The sequence below is a fragment of the Halomonas campaniensis genome, from assembly GCF_002211105.1.
Taxonomy (GTDB): Bacteria; Pseudomonadota; Gammaproteobacteria; order Pseudomonadales; family Halomonadaceae; genus Vreelandella; species Vreelandella campaniensis_A.
Genome location: NZ_JPUA01000045.1, coordinates 1 through 538 on the forward strand (window position 1 = coordinate 1; position 538 = coordinate 538).

Here is a 538-nt window from a genome sequence, read left to right on the forward strand (position 1 = left end):
TATCACAATTTAAGAAGCACACCTTACGGCGTGTTCTTGTCAGCATGATATACATTGTTAAAGAGCAGCTGTTCAATGAACAGTGATAAAGCGTTGCCAAAAGCACAGCGACTTATCAGTGGTCACGAAACATTCACAAACGGTATTTAAGGTAAAAGAAGTCATACATAATGGTGGAGCCAAGCGGGATCGAACCGCTGACCTCCTGCGTGCAAGGCAGGCGCTCTCCCAGCTGAGCTATGGCCCCATCGAGTCACTCTTAGTCACACTCACCTCTGGCCAATTTTATTTAGCGCAAGGCATTTTATGGCGACGCATAGCCTGCTATGCGAGTCATAAAATAACGCAGCGATAGATAAAATTTGGTGGGTCTGGGCAGACTTGAACTGCCGACCTCACCCTTATCAGGGGTGCGCTCTAACCAACTGAGCTACAGACCCAAGAGGGGATCGTGCTTAAACCGTTTGCTCTATATCTGATCAGGTAATTCATTGTGAACGCTTACCGACGCGTGACGCATCGTTTAAGGAGGTGATCC

At 47.6% G+C, this 538-nt stretch carries 2 tRNA genes; both read right to left on the reverse strand.

The features are described 5' to 3' along the window. Positions 1 to 171: 171 nt before the first annotated feature. Positions 172 to 247: transfer RNA gene (locus JI62_RS20540), tRNA-Ala, on the reverse strand. Between the two features lie 116 nt (positions 248 to 363). After that, positions 364 to 440 (reverse strand) — tRNA-Ile (locus JI62_RS20545). Between the last annotated feature and the right edge of the window lie 98 nt (positions 441 to 538).